23 protein-coding genes and 1 pseudogene are annotated in these 18,453 nt (G+C 65.5%); 18 read left to right on the top strand and 6 right to left on the bottom strand.

All coding sequences use genetic code 11. From position 1 onward, the window contains the following. Positions 1 to 45: 45 nt before the first annotated feature. Positions 46 to 652 (top strand): annotated as a pseudogene (locus JOY90_RS02735) (5-formyltetrahydrofolate cyclo-ligase); the annotation flags it as partial. Continuing rightward, positions 636 to 1,460, top strand: coding sequence for a TIGR00282 family metallophosphoesterase (locus JOY90_RS02730; RefSeq protein ID WP_291689632.1), 825 nt, complete (start codon positions 636 to 638; stop codon positions 1,458 to 1,460). The pseudogene JOY90_RS02735 and the gene JOY90_RS02730, both read left to right, overlap by 17 nt. Before the next feature lie 9 nt (positions 1,461 to 1,469). Here JOY90_RS02730 and JOY90_RS02725 read toward each other — a convergent pair whose 3' ends face one another. The 3 genes from JOY90_RS02725 to JOY90_RS02715 form a co-directional block, all read right to left on the bottom strand. After that, complete coding sequence (locus JOY90_RS02725) at positions 1,470 to 1,700, bottom strand: hypothetical protein (protein WP_291689631.1); 231 nt, start codon at positions 1,698 to 1,700, stop codon at positions 1,470 to 1,472. A 92-nt stretch (positions 1,701 to 1,792) separates the two neighbouring features. Then, positions 1,793 to 3,220 carry a methyl-accepting chemotaxis protein gene (locus JOY90_RS02720; protein WP_291689630.1) on the bottom strand — a complete coding sequence of 476 codons (1,428 nt, stop codon included), beginning with the start codon at positions 3,218 to 3,220 and terminating at the stop codon, positions 1,793 to 1,795. 75 nt (positions 3,221 to 3,295) lie between these two features. Next, positions 3,296 to 5,044, bottom strand: coding sequence for a methyl-accepting chemotaxis protein (locus JOY90_RS02715; protein ID WP_291689629.1), 1,749 nt, complete (start codon positions 5,042 to 5,044; stop codon positions 3,296 to 3,298). Positions 5,045 to 5,244: 200 nt separating this feature from the next. Between JOY90_RS02715 and JOY90_RS02710 the strand changes: the two genes are divergently transcribed. From JOY90_RS02710 to JOY90_RS02655, 12 genes are all read left to right on the top strand, one after another. Then, positions 5,245 to 5,991 carry a YebC/PmpR family DNA-binding transcriptional regulator gene (locus tag JOY90_RS02710; RefSeq protein ID WP_291689634.1) on the top strand — a complete coding sequence of 249 codons (747 nt, stop codon included), beginning with the start codon at positions 5,245 to 5,247 and terminating at the stop codon, positions 5,989 to 5,991. A gap of 53 nt (positions 5,992 to 6,044) precedes the next feature. Further along, positions 6,045 to 6,533, top strand: a complete 489-nt coding sequence (locus tag JOY90_RS02705; protein WP_291689628.1) for a DUF4365 domain-containing protein — start codon at positions 6,045 to 6,047, stop codon at positions 6,531 to 6,533. Then, complete coding sequence (locus JOY90_RS02700) at positions 6,530 to 7,405, top strand: ImmA/IrrE family metallo-endopeptidase (protein WP_291689627.1); 876 nt, start codon at positions 6,530 to 6,532, stop codon at positions 7,403 to 7,405. Before JOY90_RS02705 ends, JOY90_RS02700 begins: the two co-directional genes overlap by 4 nt. 45 nt (positions 7,406 to 7,450) lie before the next feature. Beyond that, complete coding sequence (ruvC, locus tag JOY90_RS02695) at positions 7,451 to 7,978, top strand: crossover junction endodeoxyribonuclease RuvC (RefSeq protein ID WP_291689633.1); 528 nt, start codon at positions 7,451 to 7,453, stop codon at positions 7,976 to 7,978. Then, positions 7,975 to 8,592 (top strand): Holliday junction branch migration protein RuvA, encoded by a 618-nt coding sequence (gene ruvA / locus JOY90_RS02690; RefSeq protein ID WP_291689626.1) that lies wholly within the window; start codon positions 7,975 to 7,977, stop codon positions 8,590 to 8,592. Before ruvC ends, ruvA begins: the two co-directional genes overlap by 4 nt. Positions 8,593 to 8,623: 31 nt before the next feature. Then, positions 8,624 to 9,043 (top strand): cytidine deaminase, encoded by a 420-nt coding sequence (locus JOY90_RS02685; RefSeq protein ID WP_291689625.1) that lies wholly within the window; start codon positions 8,624 to 8,626, stop codon positions 9,041 to 9,043. Further along, positions 9,040 to 10,086 (top strand): Holliday junction branch migration DNA helicase RuvB, encoded by a 1,047-nt coding sequence (gene ruvB, locus JOY90_RS02680; RefSeq protein ID WP_291689624.1) that lies wholly within the window; start codon positions 9,040 to 9,042, stop codon positions 10,084 to 10,086. The genes JOY90_RS02685 and ruvB overlap by 4 nt, the downstream gene beginning before the upstream one ends. A gap of 56 nt (positions 10,087 to 10,142) precedes the next feature. After that, the gene (locus tag JOY90_RS02675; RefSeq protein WP_291689623.1) at positions 10,143 to 10,358 is read left to right on the top strand and encodes a hypothetical protein; all 216 of its coding nucleotides are present in this window, start codon (positions 10,143 to 10,145) and stop codon (positions 10,356 to 10,358) included. Positions 10,359 to 10,366: 8 nt separating this feature from the next. Beyond that, the gene (locus JOY90_RS02670; RefSeq protein ID WP_291689622.1) at positions 10,367 to 10,657 is read left to right on the top strand and encodes a type II toxin-antitoxin system RelE/ParE family toxin; all 291 of its coding nucleotides are present in this window, start codon (positions 10,367 to 10,369) and stop codon (positions 10,655 to 10,657) included. A 91-nt stretch (positions 10,658 to 10,748) separates the two neighbouring features. After that, complete coding sequence (locus JOY90_RS02665; RefSeq protein ID WP_291689621.1) at positions 10,749 to 11,660, top strand: metallophosphoesterase; 912 nt, start codon at positions 10,749 to 10,751, stop codon at positions 11,658 to 11,660. Between the two features lie 57 nt (positions 11,661 to 11,717). Then, positions 11,718 to 12,176, top strand: coding sequence for a tol-pal system-associated acyl-CoA thioesterase (ybgC, locus tag JOY90_RS02660; protein ID WP_291689620.1), 459 nt, complete (start codon positions 11,718 to 11,720; stop codon positions 12,174 to 12,176). 84 nt (positions 12,177 to 12,260) lie between these two features. Beyond that, positions 12,261 to 12,728 (top strand): nuclear transport factor 2 family protein, encoded by a 468-nt coding sequence (locus tag JOY90_RS02655; RefSeq protein WP_291689619.1) that lies wholly within the window; start codon positions 12,261 to 12,263, stop codon positions 12,726 to 12,728. Here the strand turns inward: JOY90_RS02655 and JOY90_RS02650 are convergent. Then, the gene (locus tag JOY90_RS02650) at positions 12,725 to 13,432 is read right to left on the bottom strand and encodes a type 1 glutamine amidotransferase (RefSeq protein WP_291689618.1); all 708 of its coding nucleotides are present in this window, start codon (positions 13,430 to 13,432) and stop codon (positions 12,725 to 12,727) included. The genes JOY90_RS02655 and JOY90_RS02650 overlap by 4 nt on opposite strands. A 117-nt stretch (positions 13,433 to 13,549) precedes the next feature. Continuing rightward, positions 13,550 to 14,194: a glutathione binding-like protein gene (locus JOY90_RS02645; protein WP_291689617.1), complete on the bottom strand. Its 645-nt coding sequence runs from the start codon at positions 14,192 to 14,194 to the stop codon at positions 13,550 to 13,552. Between the two features lie 109 nt (positions 14,195 to 14,303). On the opposite strand from JOY90_RS02645, the gene JOY90_RS02640 reads away from it, so the two are divergent. After that, positions 14,304 to 14,963, top strand: a complete 660-nt coding sequence (locus JOY90_RS02640) for a TetR/AcrR family transcriptional regulator (RefSeq protein WP_291689616.1) — start codon at positions 14,304 to 14,306, stop codon at positions 14,961 to 14,963. 12 nt (positions 14,964 to 14,975) lie between these two features. Here the strand turns inward: JOY90_RS02640 and JOY90_RS02635 are convergent, their stop codons facing one another. Continuing rightward, positions 14,976 to 15,941: a glyoxylate/hydroxypyruvate reductase A gene (locus JOY90_RS02635; RefSeq protein ID WP_291689615.1), complete on the bottom strand. Its 966-nt coding sequence runs from the start codon at positions 15,939 to 15,941 to the stop codon at positions 14,976 to 14,978. Between the two features lie 91 nt (positions 15,942 to 16,032). Here JOY90_RS02635 and JOY90_RS02630 point away from each other — a divergent pair, with 91 nt between their 5' ends. The 3 genes from JOY90_RS02630 (at position 16,033) to JOY90_RS02620 (ending at position 18,142) form a co-directional block, all read left to right on the top strand. Then, positions 16,033 to 16,365: a hypothetical protein gene (locus JOY90_RS02630; RefSeq protein ID WP_291689614.1), complete on the top strand. Its 333-nt coding sequence runs from the start codon at positions 16,033 to 16,035 to the stop codon at positions 16,363 to 16,365. Between the two features lie 137 nt (positions 16,366 to 16,502). Further along, positions 16,503 to 16,871, top strand: coding sequence for a YciI family protein (locus JOY90_RS02625; protein ID WP_291689613.1), 369 nt, complete (start codon positions 16,503 to 16,505; stop codon positions 16,869 to 16,871). Next, positions 16,868 to 18,142, top strand: coding sequence for an RNA polymerase sigma factor (locus JOY90_RS02620; protein ID WP_291689612.1), 1,275 nt, complete (start codon positions 16,868 to 16,870; stop codon positions 18,140 to 18,142). The genes JOY90_RS02625 and JOY90_RS02620 overlap by 4 nt, the downstream gene beginning before the upstream one ends. Positions 18,143 to 18,453 lie beyond the last annotated feature (311 nt).

Raw genomic sequence — 18,453 nt, 5'->3', positions numbered from 1 at the left:
ACACGGGAGCATCCCGCGTGCGGGATTACCATGACGGAATGCGACATGCGGGCCTTGGCACCCAACCGTTCGAAACAGCAGCTTCGCAGCGCTGCGCTCACTGCGCGCGACGGCCTGAGCGAGGCGGAGCGCATGGCGGCCTCGCAGGCGATCGCAGCGCGCGGCCTGCCATTTGCGGTCGAGTCCGGCGCCGTGATCGCCGGCTATTCGGCGATCCGGAGCGAGGTCGATCCGGCGCCGTTGATGCAGAGGCTTGCGGCCGAAGGCGCGCGGCTCGCGCTGCCGGCGGTGACCGCGCGCGGGCAGTCGCTGGTGTTTCGCGCCTTCTCGCCGGGTGACAGGCTCATGCTCGGCGCACTCGGCATTCCCGAGCCGTCGCCCGCCTCCGCCGAGGTCGTTCCCGACATCCTCCTGGTGCCGGTCGCCGCCTTCGATCGCCTCGGCCACCGCATCGGCTACGGCGCCGGGCATTACGATTTCACCTTTGCGCATCTGCGAAAGCACAAGCCCGTCGCCGGCGTCGGGCTTGCTTTTGCAGTGCAAGAAATCAAGGCGATTCCCGCACTGTCCCACGACGTTGCGCTCGATTATGTGCTAACGGAGAGACGCGTTTTCGACTTCCGGAGTTCCTGAACTTGCGCATTCTCTTCGTCGGCGACGTCGTCGGCAGGGCGGGACGAGCCGCCGTCTCGGAGTATCTTCCCGGCTTTGTCCGCGACTGGTCGCTCGATCTCGTCGTGGTCAACGGCGAGAACGCCGCCGGCGGATTCGGCATCACCGAGGCGATCTACCAGGAGCTGCTCGATGCCGGCGCCGACGCCATCACGCTCGGTAATCATGCCTGGGACCAGCGCGAAGCCCTGGTCTTCATCGAGCGTGCGCCAAAACTGGTGCGGCCGGCGAATTTTCCACGCGGCACGCCCGGCCGTGGCTCCACGCTGGTCGAGACCAAGAACGGCAAGCGCGCGCTGATTCTCAACGCGATGGGGCGCGTGTTCATGACGCCGTTCGACGATCCGTTCGCCGCGATCGCGCGCGAGCTCGACGCCTGCCCGCTGCGCCAGGCGGTGGACGCGATCGTGGTCGATTTCCATTGCGAGGCCTCGAGCGAGAAGCAGGCGATCGGCTTCTTCTGCGACGGCCGCGCGAGCCTCGTCGTCGGCACCCACACCCATGTGCCGACCGCCGACCACCAGGTGCTGCACGGCGGCACCGCCTACATGACTGACGCCGGCATGACCGGCGACTACGACTCGATCATCGGCATGCAGAAGGAAGAGCCGTTGCGCCGCTTCACCACCGGGATTCCTTCCGGCCGGTTCGAGCCGGCGGGCGGCACCGCGACGCTCTCCGGCGTCGCGGTCGAAACCGACGACGCGACGGGCCTCGCGCAAAAGATCGCGCCGGTGCGGATCGGCGGCAGGCTGGCGCCGGCGCTACCGGAGTTCTGGATTGGCTAGAAGAACGCGTCAGAAGCCGAAGAATTTGGCGCGCAGCGCGTCCTCGTATCTGGCCTTCGCTTCCTTCACGGCGGCGCGCATCTCGTCCTCCTCGAAATGCGCCGCTTCCCATTTGTCGACTTCGGCGACGTCGTGAGTGACGGATGCGAGCGCTTCCTCTTTCCGGATCGCGGCGATCCAGGCCTCCACGGCAGCCTTGTAACCGGCCTGCAGTTCATCCAGCTCCGGATGTTCGCTCATCTCTCCCCCTCGCTGCGCAAAGAGCCTGACAGGAGGGATCATAGTAAGTTGAAATGAACGAACGACGACACCAGGACGCGCCCGTCGCGTGCTCAGGACTGCCGAACACCCATGCGGAAGGCGCCCCAGTGGCGGCCCTTGACGAAGATCGGCGAGGACAGGTCCCTCATCAGCACGAAATTGCCGCCGCCCATGTCGCGCCGGTAGGTCTGCAGCAGGAACGGCCGCGTGCTGGCGGCGAGCTTCTTCACCGCGCGGTCGTTGAACAGGCGGCGGTTGCGGCAGTTGGCGTTATTCCAGACCGGGTCCGGCCCCTGTGGCAGGCGGTAGTTGGGATTGTGGGTCGGCAGATAGCCGCCGCGCGCCCAGGCGACGCAGAACACGATGCGGGAGTCGGACTTCTGGATCGGGTCCTGGATCGGGGGCAGCAGGCGGTCGGTGAGCTCGACATAGTCGGTGAGATATTGCTTCGGGTTGGTGCCGGGAATTTCCCGATAGTTCTCGTCCATCAACTGGTCGAACCGGATATCGCCGCGGTCGACCGCGGCGTCGAAGACCGACGAGATGCGTTTGGCCGTCTCGACGACCGCGCGGATCAGGGGCGCGTCGGCTGTCTCGAGGCCGCTGTCGGCGATCAGCGCGATCAGCTCCTCGGAGACGTCGAGCAGGCTCGCGACCCGCTCGTCGGCGTGCTTCAGGTCGGTCGAGGACAGGTCGACGCCCTTGGCCAGCGCTGCGAGCTCCTCGATCACCTGGTCGCAATGGCCGAGGTTGGAGGTGGCGGCGCGCGCGACGCCGTCGATCTCCTGGCCGACACGGGTGAAGCCGTCCTGCACGCGGGCGATGATGCTCTGGATCCGGGCTGCGCCTTCGCCGGCGTTCTTGGCGCGCACCGACGTTTCTCCGCTCTCGCCGATCAGGCTGCCGACCTGGCCATCGAGGTCGCGCACGGTGTCGCCGATCTGGAGCGTCGCCTGCCGTGTCGCCTCGGCGAGATTCTTCACCTCGCTCGCGACCACGGCAAAGCCGCGCCCCGCCTCGCCGGCGCGCGCGGCCTCGATGGTCGCGTTCAGCGCGAGCAGGTTGGTCTGCTTGGCGATTGCCTCGATCGCGCCGGAGACCTTGGCGACCTGGGCCAGCGCCGAGCCGACGGCACCAAGCCGGCTTTCGATGCGCCCGACCGCCTCGATCAGCTCGGCGATGTGCTGCACCGCGGTGTCCACCGCCGCGCGCGACTGGGTGATCTCGCCGACCGCCGCGCTGGAGGCGGACTGCACCGCGCGCGAGGCGTCGGCAATGCCGTGATTGGCCGAGACCATGGTCCTGGCGGTCGCTTGCAGATGGCCGAACCGCTCGGACTGGGTGGAGACGCGGCTTGCAACCTCCTGGACGTTGCCGGCGACGTCGGCGAGCTGAACCCCGAGCCCACCGATCCGGTCGGCCAGCCGGTCGATCAGGCGGGTGGCGTCCATCGAGACGGCGGCAGGAGGCTCAAGCTTGACGGGCTGCGCGACGGACATCGCTTCTCTCCCGATAGGAAATTGGATGATCGATTCCAGGACTTTCGAACTTGCGATTCTTCCAGAGATCGCGTGCTAGAGCTTATAGGCCGTGCGGAACCCGCCCCAATGGCGGCCCCTGACGCGGACCGGCACGTCGATCTCGCGCATCATGACGGTGCTGCCGCCTCCCATGTCGCGCGCATAGCTCTGGATCAGAAAGGCGCGCCGGTTGGTGGCGGCGGCAAGCCCGGCCGGATCGTTGAAGATGCGGCGGTTGCGGCTGTTGGCGGTGTTCCAGGCGACGTCGCCGGGTCGTTGCGGATGCGAATAGATCTTATTGTGCACCGGCAGGTAGCCGTTGCGATCGACCATCGCGCAGAACGTCATGCGCGGGTCCTTGGCCAGGAACGCTTCCTGGAACGCGGGCAGGGCGCGATCGGCCCAGTCGAGGAATTTCGTGCGGTATTGCGCCGGATTGGTGCCCTGGATTTCGACGTAATGGGTGTCGAACAGCTCATCGATCGAGATCGCACGCGAGGCCACCGCTTCCTCGAAGGTCCGGTTCAGCGTCGTGCCGGCCTCGAGCGCTCGGGTGACCGCCTCGATGTTCTCCTCGCGGATAGCCCACAATTTGTCTTCGATCTTCTCGGCGAGCTCGCCGCTCTTCGTCTCGAACCGGGCCTGCGCGCCCGTCTTGGTTTGCTGGACGATGCGGATGCGGCAGGCGCCGATATCCTGCAAGGTGGTCTCGAACCGCTCGTTCGGTGCAAGGCGTGCCGCCTCCGCCCCGGTGATCAGCAGGCCCTCGGAGGAGATTTCGTGGACCGGCGCTTTGATCGCTCCGCGCGGCGTCTCGATCTCGATGGTGAGATGACAAGGCAGCCGATCGGGCTGGCGTCCTTCCTCGCCTTGCCCCTGGCGCAGCAGCACGGCGCTTCGTGCGTGCAGTTTCTGTGCGAAGCCGGTGACGGCCTTTCCGGCGCGGGCGACGTTCTCGCCGTAGGTGGCGGCCTGCCCGGCCGCTCCGTCGATCTCGGCGGCGCTGTCGCCCACGGAGACGATGAAATGCGAGGCGGAGGCGGTGTTGCTCGAGATCTCGCTACTGGTCCGGTTCTGCTCGGCGACGGCGCCATTGACGTTCGCGAACACCGGGCGGATCGCCTCGATCGCCACCGCGATCCGGTGCACGGCATCGGCCGAGCCGGCGGCGTCCGTCTGCAGCGCCTCGATCTTCTTGGTAATCTCTTCAGTGGCGTGCTGCGTCTGCACCGCAAGCGCCTTGACCTCGCTTGCGACCACGGCAAAGCCGCGCCCCGCCGTGCCGGCGCGCGCCGCCTCGATGGTGGAATTGAGTGCGAGCAGGGTGGTCTGGCGCGCGATCTGGGAGATCAGGTTGACGACATTGCCGATCGCGGCCGAGGAATCACGCAGCCGATCGACGTTGGCGCGGGCTTCCGCAGCGGCGCCAGAGGCCTCGTCCGCGAGCCGCCCGGCGTTGCGGACCTGTGCTTCGATGGCCTCGGCCGATCGGGTGAACTTGTCTGCGGAATCGGCAAAGCTCGCCGCGGTGTCCTGCGCGGCGCGGCTGCGGACCGACAAGGTGTCGGTGCGTTCGCGAATGATGGTCAGGGTCGCCGCGGTCGCTTCGGCACCGCTTGCGACCGAGCCCGCCGCGCGCTCGAGCTGCCGGATCATGCCGCCGAGCTCCAGTTCGAGCAGTTCGAGGATTTCCCTCGCGGAATTGACTTCGGCCTCAGGCGCGTCGGTCATCGGCGCGACTGGCTGCGCAGGGGCGGCCACAGTCGGCTCCGGCACGCGCTTTCTGAACAGACCGAACGCCATGGACTTCCGTGAAACAGGCGTGAGTTGAGAGGGGCATCCTTGCACGCAGGCGTGAAGTCATGGTTAACGTTTGTCTTATTTTCCAGCGGGAGCGGCAATGACCCTTGAACGGGGTTGCCAAGCCTTTGATCTTGCCCGTTCCGGCGCCTATAACGCCGCGCTTCGTGTTCCCGACGTGTGCCCAATCTGACGAGAGACCCATGGCCGGCCATTCCCAGTTCAAGAACATCATGCACCGCAAGGGCCGGCAGGATGCCCAGAAGTCGAAGCTTTTCGGCAAGCTGGCCCGCGAAATCACAGTGTCGGCCAAGCTCGGCACTCCGGACCCGGCAATGAATCCGCGGTTGCGCGCGGCCGTGGTCGCGGCGCGTCAGGAGAACATGCCGAAGGACAATATCGAGCGCGCCATCAAGAAGGCGATCGGCGGCGATTCGGAGAATTACGACGAGATCCGTTACGAAGGCTACGGTCCGGGCGGCGTCGCCGTCATCGTCGAGGCGTTGACCGACAACCGCAACCGCGCCGCCTCCGACATCCGTTCGTACTTCACCAAGGCGGGCGGCAACCTCGGCGAGACCGGCTCGGTCGCCTTCTTGTTCGATCGGACCGGCGTCATCGAATATGATTCGAGCGCAGCTTCCGATGACGCCATGCTCGACGCGGCGATCGAGGCCGGTGCCGACGACGTGATCTCCAGCGCAGCCGGCCACGAGATCTACGCTTCGCCGGAGAGCTATCGCGAGGTCGCGAAGGCGCTGGAGGGCAAATTCGGCGAGCCGCGCAAGGCGGCCCTGACCTGGAAGCCGCAGAACACGGTTGCCGTCGACGACGAGACCGGCGAGAAGCTGTTCAAGCTGATGGACCTTTTAAACGAACACGACGATGTGCAGAATGTCTTCGCCAATTTTGAGGTGTCGGACACGCTGCTGGCCAAGATGGGCGGGTAGGTTCGGCTTGGTCGCGTATCGCGTGAGGGGGAATGCCACTACCACCCGAGCATTTGCTCGACGAACTGGCGACAGCTTACGTACAGGCGGTAGCGGCGGTAGCAGGCGCAACGATTGCGGTCAGCCGGCGAGATTATGGCGTCGACGGGACGCTCAAGCAGATCGTCAGGGTGGCCGGCAGCTTCATCGAATCGGGATTTCCCGTCGATTTCCAGCTCAAAGGAACGACGACGGCCTCGCTGCGAGGCAGGCGCCTTCCTTACGACTTGAAAGTCAGAAATTATGACCTAATCGTCAGCCGCGCACCGTTTGGAACACCCTACTATTTATACCTGGTCTGCTTCGAGGGGGCTCCCGAAGAATGGTTTACGTTGGGACCGGGCGAGCTTATCTTGAGAGCTTCCGCCTATTGGTGGACAGGGGCCGGTCCGAGATCGCCGAATTCCTCGACCGTCCGGATTCACGTTCCCCTCGAAAATCGCCTGACCCCTGCTGCGATCGAGCAGATGCTTCAGGAATCGAAGGAAAGGTTTGAAGAATGATTGATGCGACGGCAAGCCTCAAGCTGGCAGAGCAGGTTGCCGTATTGGAGCTTGTCAGGTATCTGCTTGCCACCGGATGGTCCTCGCGCCCTTCCCGGGTCGCGGGTGTGGAGATTTTCTCGAAGCGTATCCCGAAGGCGGCTGATCCGATTCAGTTCGTTCTTCCCGTGGAAGCCGGCTCCGCGGAGGATGGGCGGAGAGTAGCGGACGCATTGCGGACGGTCGCGGAGCTCGAAGGATGCTCGGTGGATCAGATCGCCGAGAAGGTCCAGCACGCGGGGGATGCGGTCAAGACGACCGAGGACATCAAGAGCGCCGCCCAGCAATTGCGGGATTCCCTTGGTGTCGCGGACCAGAAGCTCTTCAACATCGTCGAGCTCCTCGAAAAAGAGATGCCCAAGGCCATCGATGATTTCCGGCTGGAAGTTCTCGCCCGCAGCGATGTGCCCGAAGTCTACGCGACGAGTGCGCCGCCGCGCATCTTTGCCACCGAGCCGGTCTACCGTCTCGCCCGGCAAGGCGATGCGAACTCGCGCTTTCTGTTGGCCCATGAGGTCGGGCATCTGGTGCTGCACTCGGTTTGCCATCCCTCGGCAGGGTCCAACGGATCGGCAGAGCGCGTTAAGGCGAGCGAGGCTCAGGCGTCGATATTCGCCCTGTTTTTCCTGATTCCGGACAGCATTGCCCGCCGTTTCAAGACGGCCGAGTCCCTCTCCGTCCAGTGCCAGATCCGGCGTGAACTGGCGGAGCTGAGGCTGGAATTTCTGAGCGCCGGCGGCGACCGGAAGGGCTTGGCCAGCGCCAACCGCCATGTCGAGGATATATTTCCCAGGACGTTGCAGGCCATCAAGCGACAGGCAAAGCACAGATAGGTCGGCAAGGTGGCCTATCATCGCCTCCCGCGTTATCAGAGGGGCATGGTCACGCCGCCGATTCGTCCCGTGCTTCGCATCCTCGGCATCGATCCCGGCCTGCGCCGCACCGGCTGGGGGGTGATCGAGGCCGAGGGTAACCAGTTGCGCTTCCTCGGTTGCGGCTCGGTCGAGCCGAATGACGACCTGCCCCTGGCGAGCCGGCTGCTGGCGATCCATGAGGGGCTGGCCGGCGTGCTCGGCGATTACAGGCCGGCCGAGGCCGCGGTGGAGCAGACCTTCGTCAACAAGGACGGCGTCGCCACGCTGAAGCTCGGCCAGGCCCGCGGCGTCGCCATGCTGGCGCCCGCAATGTTCGGCATCTCGGTCGCGGAATATGCGCCGAACCAGGTGAAGAAGACCGTGGTCGGCGCCGGGCATGCCGACAAGAACCAGGTTCTGGTGATGTTGAAGATGCTGCTGCCGAAGGCCGAGCCGCAGTCGCCGGACGCGGCCGACGCGCTCGCCATCGCCATCACCCACGCCCATCATCGCCAGGGGGCCGCGCTGCGGTTGAAAGTGGTGGGGATATGATCGGCAAGCTGAGGGGGTTGATCGATTCCTACGGTGAGGATTTCGTCATCCTGGACGTCGGCGGTGTCGGTTACCAGATACACTGCTCGGCGCGCACGCTGCAGACCCTGCCCCCGCCGGGCGAGGCGGTGGCGCTCTCGATCGAGACCTATGTCCGCGAGGATCAAATCAAACTGTTCGGCTTCAAGAGCGATATCGAGCGGGAGTGGTTTCGCCTGCTGCAGACCGTGCAGGGCGTCGGCGCCAAGGTCGCGCTCGCCGTGCTCGGGACGCTGCCGCCGGCCGACCTCGCCAATGCGATTGCGCTCCGCGACAGGGCCGCGGTGGCGCGGACGCCCGGGGTCGGTCCCAAGGTCGCCGAACGCATCGTCACGGAGCTGAAGGACAAGGCGCCGGCCTTCGCCAATGTCGATCCCGCGGTCGCGAGGCTTTCCGGCGCGATCGACGAGGCGCGGGCGCCGCGCCCGGTGGCGGATGCCATATCCGCGCTGGTCAATCTCGGCTATGGCCAGCCGCAGGCGGCGGCCGCGATCGCCTCGGCCTCGCGCTCTGCCGGCGAGCATGCCGAGACTGCGCAATTGATCCGGCTGGGTCTGAAGGAATTGGCGAAATAGATCACCGGCGACAGGACCGACTGACGAGACCATGCTGAGCAAGAAAGACAAGGAACTGATCGCCGCCGCAACCGACGCCATCAACCAGCGCTACCGCAACAAATGGCAGGAGGTCGGTGCCGCGATGCGCACCCGTGACGGCCGCATCATCACCGGCGTCAACATCGACGCCTATCTCGGCCGCAACGCGGTTTGCGCCGAGGCGATCGCGATCGGCCGCGCCATCACCGAGACCGGCGATCACGGCATCGAGACCATCGTCGCGGTGCGCCATCCGAAACCCGACGAGCCTGGCAAGATCGCAGTGGTCTCGCCCTGCGGCATCTGCCGCGAATTGATTCATGATTATGACGCCAAGGCGCGGGTCATCGTCCCCAATGGCGGCAAGGAGCCGAAGGTGACCGATATCGGCAAGCTGCTGCCGAACAAGTACAAGCGGGGCAACGGGTGAAGTCGCCGTCGCGCATCGTCACGTCAGAGCGCCGCGACGAGGACACCGGCGACACCGCGCTGCGGCCGCAACACTTGTCCGAGTTCGTCGGACAGGCGCAGGCGCGTGCCAATCTCGCGATCTTCATCGAGGCGGCGCGCAAGCGCGGCGAGGCGCTCGATCATGTGCTGTTCGTCGGTCCGCCGGGGCTCGGCAAGACCACGCTGGCGCAGATCGTCGCGCGCGAGCTCGGCGTCGGATTCCGCGCGACGTCCGGACCGGTGATCGCCAAGGCCGGCGACCTCGCCGCGCTGCTCACCAATCTCGAAGAACGCGACGTGCTGTTCATCGACGAGATCCATCGCCTCAGTCCGGCGGTCGAGGAAGTGCTCTATCCGGCGATGGAGGATTTCCAGCTCGACCTCATCATCGGCGAGGGGCCGGCGGCGCGCTCGGTCAAGATCGAGCTGTCGAAATTCACCCTGGTCGGCGCCACGACGCGCGCCGGGCTCCTGACCAATCCGCTGCGCGACCGCTTCGGCATCCCGGTGCGGCTCAATTTCTACACCGTCGAGGAATTGGAGAAGATCGTCGCCCGCGGCGCCCGTGTGCTGAAGATCGGCATGACCGAGGACGGCGCCAACGAGATCGCGCGCCGCGCCCGCGGCACGCCGCGCATCGCCGGCCGTCTGCTCCGGCGCGTGCGCGATTTCGCTTCGGCCGCCAACGCCGCCGCGATCGACCGTGCCATCGCCGACCATGCGCTCGGCGCGCTCGAGGTCGATGCCGCCGGTCTCGACGCCATGGACCGGCGCTATCTCACGACCATCGCGATGAACTATGGCGGCGGCCCGGTCGGCGTGGAGACGCTGGCCGCGGCGCTGTCGGAGCCGCGCGACGCGATCGAGGACATCATCGAGCCCTATCTGATCCAGTGCGGCTACCTGCAGCGCACCCCGCGCGGGCGATTATTGACCTCGCATGCCTTCCGTCATCTCGGGCTCGCCGAACCCTCGCGCGATCCGGCGCAGTTCGGCCTGTTCGGGAATGGGGAGGAGGATTGAGGAGCGATCTGATTTTAGGCCCTGTGTTTATTATCTGATCGTGCTAAAATAGCCGTATGACCTCAGCCGCTGAAAAAGCCGTCGAAGCCCTGGAGTTGCTGCCTGAAGAGATGCAGGAGCAGGCGGCCGAATATCTGCTGTCGCAGGCCAGGAAGTTTCGTGCTCTCAAGCAGGCGATCGATGAGGGGTTCGCGGACGTTGATGCAGGACGCGTAGTGCCTTGGGATTTGGAAGAATTCCTTGATCAGGCTCGCGCGCGGTCGAGAAAATAGGCCCGAATTTGAGGGTCGACGTCTCATTACGTGCCCGTTCTGACATCCTCGATATTCATTCATATCTTGCCGAACACAGCCCCGCGGCAGCCGATCGAATGCTGGAGCGCTTTTCGCAACGCTTTGGAGAGCTATCGGAGTTTCCCTTTCTTGGCCGGGACCGAAGCGAGTTAGGGCCTTCACTGCGAGGTATCTTGATAGAGAGCTACATTGCTTTCTATGTCGTGGAAGCTAATCGGATCGTGGTCGTTCGCGTCATCGACGGTCGTAGGGACATCAAACGAGAAATGTCGAAATAATCTGACCCCGATCTGCTGACAATCTGCACGGCCGCGACCGAATTTGGCTGCAATAGGATCGCATCACTGGCGGCGACGAGGATCACTTGCCATGATATCACGCCGCCGCTTCTTCCGATTTTCCGCCGGGATCGGCGCCATGGGAATCTCGACCGCCGCCTACGGCGTCAGCGAACCGGTCTTTCAGCTTCGCGTGACGCGCTACCAGGTCGCGCCGCCACGGTGGCCGGGCGATCTTCAGTTGAAGATCGCCGTCCTTGCCGACCTGCACGTTTGCGATCCCTGGATGTCGCTTCAGCATGTCGAAACGATCGTCGACCGCACCAATGCGCTGCATCCCGACGTCATCGCCCTGCTCGGCGACTATGTCATCGGCCATCATCATGTGACGCGGAAGATCCCGTCCAGCGAATGGGCCGCGGTGCTCGCCGGCCTGAAGGCGCCGCTCGGCGTGCATGCGATCCTCGGCAATCATGATTACTGGGACGACAGGACCGTTCAGCGGGAAGGGCGGGGAAAGCCCGACGCGCGGCGCGCGCTCGAGGCGGCCAGCATTCCCGTCTACGAGAACGAGGTGGTCCGGCTCGTCAAGTCGGGTCGGCCGTTCTGGCTGGCCGGCCTCGGCGACCAGTTGGCCTATGTGCCGGCGCGGCATTTCCGGCAGCTTCGCCGCATCGGCGTCGACGATCTCGGCGCGACGCTCGCGAAAGTCGCCGACGATGCGCCGGTCGTCCTGCTCGCGCATGAGCCCGACATCGCGCAGCGGGTACCGGCCCGCGTCGCGCTGCAGCTTTCCGGCCATACCCATGGTGGCCAGGTCAGGCTGCTCGGCTGGTCGCCGGTGGCGCCGTCGGGACGGCGGCTCGCCTATGGGCATGTGCGCCTCAATTGCGACGTGATCGTCTCCGGCGGGCTCGGCTGCAGCATCATGCCGTTCCGCCTCGGCGTGCCGCCCGAGATCGTGGAGGTGACGCTGGGCGGCGAGAGCGCGCTGTCATCGTAGCACGGCTTGCGTCGGCAGGTGTTTTGCGCAAAACGGTTGGCCTCGAAGGTGCAACCGATGACGCATTTGACGATCCCCGGGCTCGACGGCGAGATCCGCGATGGCCGCCATCACATGCAGGTCCGGGTCTATTACGAGGACACCGATTTTTCGGGCATCGTCTATCATGCCAACTACCTGCGTTTCATGGAGCGCGGACGCACCAATTATCTGCGGCTGCTCGGCGCCGAGCAGCACGCGCTGTTCGCGGACGTGCAGGCGGAAGCGCCCGGCTTCGTCTTCGTGGTGCGCTCGATGAAGCTCGATTTCCTCAAACCCGCGCGGATGGACGATCTGCTCGATGTTGCCACCTGGCCGGTCGCCGTGAAGGGCGCCTCGATCACCTTGGGACAGGAGGTGCGCCGCGGAAGCCACCTGCTGGTCAAGGCAGAGGTGCGGGTCGCCTTCATCAGCGAGGGCAGGGCACAGCCGATCCCGAAGTCGCTGCGCATGCTGATGCAGGCCGATCTGCCCTGACTATCGGCCGATAGGCGACGGTCCATCGACATACCGGACATGCGGCCATAAATTCGTAGCCCGTTCCTCGCCGGAGATCGCCAGATGTCGCGTCCACCGCTTCCGCCGTTCACCCGTGAAACCGCCGCACAGAAGGCCCGCATGGCCGAAGACGCCTGGAATTCGCGCGATCCGGAGCGTGTCGCGCTGGCCTATACAGAGGACAGCCGCTGGCGCAACCGCTCGGAATTCTTCGAGGGTCGTGGCGCGATCATCGCGTTCCTGCGGCGCAAATGGGCGAAAGAGCTGGACTACCGCCTGATCAAGGATCTCTGGGCGTTCGACGACACCCGTATCGCCGTGCGTTTCCAGTACGAATGGCATGACCTGGCCGGCCATTGGTATCGCTCCTACGGCAACGAGCAGTGGGAGTTCGATGAGCACGGGTTGATGCGCCGCCGCGAGGCCAGCATCAACGACGTCCCGATCACCGAAGCGGACCGGCGCTTTCGCTGGTCCGCTCCCGGGCCGCGACCCGCGAATGTACTGGGCTTGAGCGACAGCCCGTTCTAGGCGCGTGGCTTGAGAAAGCGCGCCATCGCGCGGCCGAGCCGGGCATTGTCCATCGGCTCGGCGAGCGACGCCTTGGCCGAGGCGATCAGCGCATCGGGGGCGCGGCCCTTGCGGATGTCACAACAGACATGAGCAAACCCGACGTCGAATTCCGGATGCGGCTGCACTGACAGCGCCGTGCCGTCGCCATAGAGCAGCCCGGCATGAGGCGTGAAGTCCGATGACAGGATCGTCCGCGAATCGGGCGGCGGCTCGATCACCTGATCCTGCTGCGAGGCGGCAATCGCAATGCGCTCGCCTTCGATGACGCCGTTGCCGGCGGCCACGTCATAGACGTGTCGCCCGATGCCCCAGCCCTTCTCGGACTTCCGGACCATACCGCCGAGCGCCTGCGCCATCAATTGATGGCCGAAGCAGACGCCAACCATCGGAATGCTGCGGGCATGGGCCGCCCGCACGAACGCTTCCAGCGGCGCGATCCAGTCGAGCTCGTCATAGACGCCCGCCGGCGAGCCGGTGATCAGGATCGCCTCCAGCGTGGCGGGATCGGGCAGTGCTTCGCCGCCGATCACACTGATGACGTCGAAAAGGGTGGAGTCGTCCTCGGCGCCGATCAGGCGTTCGAACATCTGCGGGAACGAACCGTAGCGCGCGCGGTTCGGCTCGCCGACAATTCCTGCTTCGATGAGGGTGATGCATGCCATGGCGAGTCGCGAGAGCGCCCGGGACGGGCGCCGACCTCGCCGACGTAGCATCGCAACACCGCGATTCCAAGATTGGTCGTCCCCGCCTTTTGGCGGGGACGACCATGCGGGCAACGCCTACGCCGCTGCTTTGTGGCGGGCAAGCTCGGCCTTGTACAGCTCGAACTCCTCCGCGATCGCCTTGGCGATGCTTGGTCGCGCGCGCAGCCGCTCGTAATAGGCTTTCACCGTCGGCCATTTCGCGAGCTCGATAGGTGGCGTCGCCATGGTCCAGTTGATCACGGTGACGAGATAGGCGTCGGCCACGCTGAAATGGTCGAGCAGGTACTCGCGGCCCTTGAGGTAGTTTTCGAGATGGTCGAGCCGCGACAGGTTCTTCTCCAGCACGTAGGCCTTGGTCTCCTGCCCGGCCTTCTTGTCGAGCAGCGGGACGAACAGGCCTTTGTGCAGCTCGGTGCCGATGAAGCAGAGCCATTGATGCAGCCGGCTGCGCTCGATCGCGGAGCTCGTGCCGATGCCGGCCTTCGGAAAGCGGTTGGCGACATATTGCAGGATCGCGGCGTTCTCGGTCAGCACGGTGCCGTCGTCGGTGCGCAAGGTCGGCACCAGGGCGAGCGGATTCACCTGGCGGAAGTCCGAGCCGTCATTCTGCACCACCTTGGTCCTGGGATCGACCTCCAGATAGTTTGCGCTTTCGCCGGCTTCATAGAGCGCAATCCGGGTCGCCATCGAGCAGGCGAGCGGCGAGAAATAAAGGTCCATGGAGCGTCTCCTACGCGGTTTGGCCCACGACATTCGGTGTCGGGCGGGCGGGGGTTGATTTTTATACTGTTCTGCATAATATAAATCGCGTCAAGGTATTTTGTGCGATATGGTACAAAAAAATAGAAAGGCGGCTGTGCCGCCGAAAGCCGCCTCACCGCCCTCGCCCAAACGGCGCGGCCGGCCGCGCGCCTATGAGCCGGACGTCGCGCTCGGCAAGGCGCTGGACCTGTTCCGGAAAGGGGGATTCGCGGCGACGTCGCTCGACGATCTCAGTGCCGCGACCGGCATGAACCGGCCGAGCCTCTACGGCGCGTTCGGTGACAAGCGCGAGCTCTACATCAAGAGCTATCAGCGCTATCGCGACGATGCGCGCGCGGCGAGCCTCGACATCTTCCGGCAGGAGATGCCGATCCGGCAGCGCCTGGCGCGCATCTATGCGGTCGCCCTCGACATCTATCTCTCCGGCGAGAGCGGGCCACGCGGCTGTTTCACCGTGATGACGGCCGGCTCGGAAGCCGTCGCCGATCCCGAGATCCGCGCCATGGTGGTCGATGCGCTCCTCCAGCTCGACCGCGCCTTCGCCAATTGCTTCCGGCTCGCCAAGGAGAAAGGCGAATTGCGTGAGGGCGCCGATCCTGAGGTGCTGGCGCAACTGGCGTCCGCCACCATCCACACCATCGCCATCCGCGCCCGCGCCGGCGTGCCGCGCGAGGAGCTGGAGGCGATCGTGAACGGCGCGATCGAGGTGATGGTCGGGAAGGCGTAGGGTCTGGAAGACTCAGTAGCCCCGCTCGCGATCCACCACATTCTCCAGCGCGCCGCCGGCCTCGAAACGCTCGATCTGCCGCGCGACATAGCGGGAGATCTCGTCGGGATCGGTGTCGGCGGCGTTGTGCGGCGTCAGCACCACTTTCGGATGGGTCCAGAATCGGCTGTCCGCCGGCAGCGGCTCCTGCGAAAAGACGTCGAGCGAGACCGCGCCGAGCGTGCCGTCGTCGAGGCAGGCAAGGATGTCGGCCTCGTTCTGCAGGCCGCCGCGGCCGGCATTGATCACGACCGGCGCGCCGAGCGGGCCCGAGCGGTTCAGCTTCGCGAAGACATCGCGGCTGAGGATATGCCGCGTGTCCGATGTCAGCGGCAACAGGCATACCAGGATGTCGGTGCGGCGCAGAAAGGCGTCGAACTGATCAGGGCCATGGAAGCCGTCGATGCCGGCGATGTCCCTCCGGCTGCTGCTCCAGCCGGCGACCTTGAAGCCCAGACGGCACAGCACTTGCGCTGCATCCGCGCCGAGCGTGCCCAAGCCCATGACGCCGACGGAGATCGCGGATGCCGCCCATTGCGCTTTCGGCGCCCAGCGCTTCTCTCGTTGCGACTGCCGCAAATAGGGCTCCTGACGATGATGCATCAGCACATGCAGCACGACATATTCGGTCATGCGGCCAGTCAGGTCGCCGACCGCGACCCGTACAAGCGGGACGTCCGGCAGGGTCTTGTCTGCCAGCACCGCGTCGACCCCGGCGCCGAGGTTGAAGATCGCCCTGAGATTTGGGAACACTGCAAGCTTGCCGGGAGCCGGCTTCCAGACCGCGGCATAATGGACCTCCGCTGCGGCCGATCTGGCTTCCGCGAGCGACAGGACGGGACGGTCGCGGCACACCTCGTTGAACCGTGCCTGCCAGCGTTCGGGCGACCAGTTGTCGGTACCGCCATGGATCAGCAGCGCGAGCGTGCCCTTCTTCATCCCGACCTTCCTCAATCGATCAGCGTGATGGTCAGCACATAACACATCGCGGCCCAGGGCTAGTGTCCTTGCATCGAACACGGAGACTTCCATGCGTAAACTGATCCTGATCGCCGCCGTGCTGCTGGCGTCGGCCTCGGCGCGGGCCGGCGAGAACCGCGGTCTGGTCCTGGCCGCGGCCGATGCGCCGGTCAGGGCCGATGCTTCCGCGACCTCGGACGTCGGCGCGCCGCTGCCGCCGATTCAGAAGGCTGCCGAGAAACCGCAGGCAGCCGAGAAGCCCCAGGCGAGTGAGAGGCAGCAGCCCCTACAGGCGGAGAAGCTCCAACTCGCCAAATCGGCGAAGGCCGCCCGGCTCCGCCGCTACGAGAGCGACGAGGCCAAGGCGCGCCGGATCGCCGCCCGCTACGGAATCTCCTGGTAGACACAATTCCGGCCGCAACTGACGGGAGCTGCGGTGAGTTCCCGCCACGGCCGCGGAAATCATCGTCAAATTTTCTACCGTCGCCTGTCGGCTCCGGGCATAGTGGATCGTCTTCCATCGAACCGGAACCGATGCCCATGCTTTACGCCATCCTTTGCTATCACGACGAGGACTTCGTCGGCTCCTGGAGCAAGGAGCAGGACCAGGCCGTCATGGCGAAGCTCGCCGTGGTGCAGAACAAGCTCGCCAAAGAAGGCCGGCTCGGCCCGGTAGCGCGGCTGCTGCCGACCACCGCGGCGACTACCCTGCGCAAGGAGAACCCGCCGCTCGTGCTCGACGGGCCCTATGCCGAGACCAAGGAGCAATTGCTCGGCTTCTATCTGGTCGACTGCAAGAACCTCGACGAGGCGCTCGACGTTGCGCGCGATCTCGGCGCAGCCAATCCGGGCGGCGCCTATGAAATCCGTCCCGTCGGTGTGTTCGCGCCGGGGAGCGCGCGGACGTGACCGACACCGCCTGGATCGATGCCGCGCTGACCTCGGCGCGTCCCCAGGCGGTCGGCGCGCTGCTGCGCTATTTCCGCGATCTCGACGCCGCCGAGGAGGCCTATCAGAACGCCTGCCTGCGCGCGCTCAAGAGCTGGCCGCAGCACGGCCCGCCGCGCGATCCGGCGGCGTGGCTGATCATGGTCGGGCGCAACGCCACGATCGACGAGGTGCGCAGGAACCGCAAGCAGCAGCCCTTGCCCGAGGACGACCAGGCGATCTCCGATCTCGATGACGCCGAGGGTGCGATCGCCGAACGGCTCGACGGCTCGCACTATCGCGACGACATCCTTCGGCTGCTGTTCATCTGCTGTCATCCCGAATTGCCGGCGACCCAGCAGATCGCGCTGGCGCTCCGCATCGTCTCCGGGCTTTCGGTGAAGCAGATCGCACGCGCCTTCCTGGTCACGGAAACCGCGATGGAGCAGCGCATCACCCGTGCCAAGGCCCGCGTCGCCGGCGCCAACGTGCCGTTCGAGACGCCGGGCGCGGTCGAGCGTTCCGAGCGGCTCGCCGCCGTAGCCGCGATGATCTACTTGATCTTCAACGAGGGCTATTCGTCGAGCGGTGACACCGCCGAGCAGCGCAAGCCCTTGTGCGAGGAGGCGATCCGGCTGGCGCGGCTGCTGCTGCGGCTGTTTCCGAGCGAGCCCGAGATCATGGGGCTGACCGCGCTGCTCCTCCTGCAGCATTCGCGCAGCGAGGCGCGGTTCGACGCCGACGGCGCGGTGATCCTGCTCGACGACCAGGACCGTACCTTGTGGAAGAAGCCGCTGATCGCCGAGGGCGTGGCGCTGATCGACAAGGCGATGCGCCACCGCCGCAGTGGACCCTACCAGATCCAGGCCGCGATCGCCGCGTTGCATTCGCAGGCCACAACGCCCGAGGACACCGACTGGCCGCAGATCGACCTGCTCTATGGCGCGCTGGAGGCGATCCAGCCCTCGCCGGTGGTGACGCTGAACCGCGCGGTCGCAGTCGCCAAGGTGCGCGGGCCGGAGGCGGCGCTGGAGCTGATCGAGCCACTGGCGCCGCGGCTGTCGAACTACTTTCATTTCTTCGGCGTGCGCGGCGCCTTCCTGATGCAGCTCGGCCGCAACGAGGAGGCGCGCACCGCCTTCGACCGGGCGATCGCGCTCGCCAACACGTCGGCCGAGGCCGCGCACATCCGCATGCATCTCGACCGCCTGATGCGTGACAGCAAGCCCCGCGACGCGAAGGCGGGGAAGTAATCGAACGATCTTGAATTCGAATCAGCCTTCTCCACCGAACCTCATTCTGAGGAGCATCGCGCAAGCGATGCGTCTCGAAGAATGGCCACGGGTGACGGTCGTGCAAGCGGCCATCCTTCGAGGCGCAAGCCTTCGCCCCGCGGGCGAAGGCTTGCTCCTCAGGATGAGGTCGGAGAGCTGGAAAAGATAGGTTCCATGGAATCGCTCATCGAGAGGCAGAGGGTAAGTGGCCGCCGCGAAAATTTCCGCGCCGAGCTGTCGGTCACCATCGATGCCATTCGTCTATTGGCCAGAGCATGGAGTGGACGATG

This window comes from Bradyrhizobium sp. (assembly GCF_019242285.1).
Lineage (GTDB): Bacteria > Pseudomonadota > Alphaproteobacteria > Rhizobiales > Xanthobacteraceae > Bradyrhizobium.
This window is presented reverse-complemented; position numbering and strand designations above follow the sequence as displayed.